The sequence below is a fragment of the Rhizobium sp. LjRoot98 genome (assembly GCF_964252935.1).
In the GTDB taxonomy this organism is placed as follows: Bacteria; Pseudomonadota; Alphaproteobacteria; order Rhizobiales; family Rhizobiaceae; genus Pararhizobium.
This window is the reverse complement of record NZ_CAXUPW020000052.1, coordinates 1-1,186: the sequence shown is the minus strand read 5'-3', so window position 1 is coordinate 1,186 and position 1,186 is coordinate 1. Positions and strand designations below refer to the sequence as shown.

General features: G+C 59.4%; 2 protein-coding genes. Both read right to left on the bottom strand.

All coding sequences use genetic code 11. The features are described from left to right. Positions 1–920 (bottom strand): type IV secretory system conjugative DNA transfer family protein (locus ACSQ3J_RS31300; RefSeq protein WP_436041198.1); only part of this gene is annotated, 920 nt, incomplete at its 3' end. Beyond that, the coding region (locus tag ACSQ3J_RS31295) for an ATPase, T2SS/T4P/T4SS family (RefSeq protein ID WP_436041196.1) at positions 917–1,186 on the bottom strand (270 nt) is incomplete at its 5' end. The genes ACSQ3J_RS31295 and ACSQ3J_RS31300, both read right to left, overlap by 4 nt.

The window sequence follows — 1,186 nt, the reverse complement described above, 5'->3', positions numbered from 1 at the left end:
TTGGCAACCTCCTCCAACCACTCGCGCAGCGGCTGATCGCCACCTTCGACGACATTGAGAACCGTTCCGAGATTTTTGTCTTTGTCGGGGATGTCAGGATTTTCCAAAACCCAAGAGGTGACACCGGCAAACAGAGCACGCGCATCGGAAATCCAGTAGGCATCGCCCCTTGGTGTCGGTAAAAGGGCGGTCGCGATCGAATTGATATCGATGTCGCGCTGATCGGGATCAATGGCGACGAAGTCGAGGGGATTGTAGCATTCCGTATCGCCATTCTCGTCGGCTGGCGAAAAGCGCAACACGCGTGAGAATTTCGACCGGTAGCCGGCCGTGGCCTCATAGGTCTCGCCGCGCATATCGAGAACGACGATGCTGTCTGGCCAGAGGAGACAATTGGGGACGATCAGCGATGCGCCCTTACCCGAACGCGGCGGACCGATGACAAAGCCGCCGACGTCATCACCATCGATCCAAAGCTTTTTGCCGCCGAACAGCTTCGGCTTTGTCAGCCGCCGCCTGCCGGAGCCACGTTGGGTAAAGCCTCCAGGGACTTTGATCAGGCTGCCGCCGATTCTGCCAACGAACACGCCACCGGTGCGCGTCAGGCCGAGGGCGCGCGCCTCCATCGTGCTGAGGAAGCGCGCATCGGTGGATTTCTTTTTCCCCGTCGCAAGCGTGATCAGCATCGCGGCGCCGGCAACAAAACCCGCGCCGGCTGCGATCGCCGGCCGGTGCCACTCACCGGCATAGAGATCGAGACGTGCAGCCTTGTACGAAGCCAGAAGATCGTCCTGCAGCGCCTGAAACATCCATGTCGCATTGTCAAAGGCATAGTAGAGGCCAGCATAGGCAAGCGACGCCACAAACGCAGCCGTGGCTACGGCAATGAGAGCGCCAAACAGCAGGAGGGCTGGGTTCATAGCGCATCCGCCTTGGTGAACACGATCTCCGAAACTACCCTGCGTCCATCCGGCGTGCGCGCGAGCTGAACGACGATCGGAATAACCTCTTTGAGGTAGTCGATGATCTCCTGTTTTTTCAGGTCCATGCCGCTTTGCATGACCATCAACGCCAAGCGCTCATAGGCCGATCGCCCCGAATTCGCGTGCACTGTAGTCAGCGAGCCGGGATGGCCGGTATTGATCGCCTGCAAGAAGGAGAAGGCTTCTGCCCCGCGAAGTTCGCC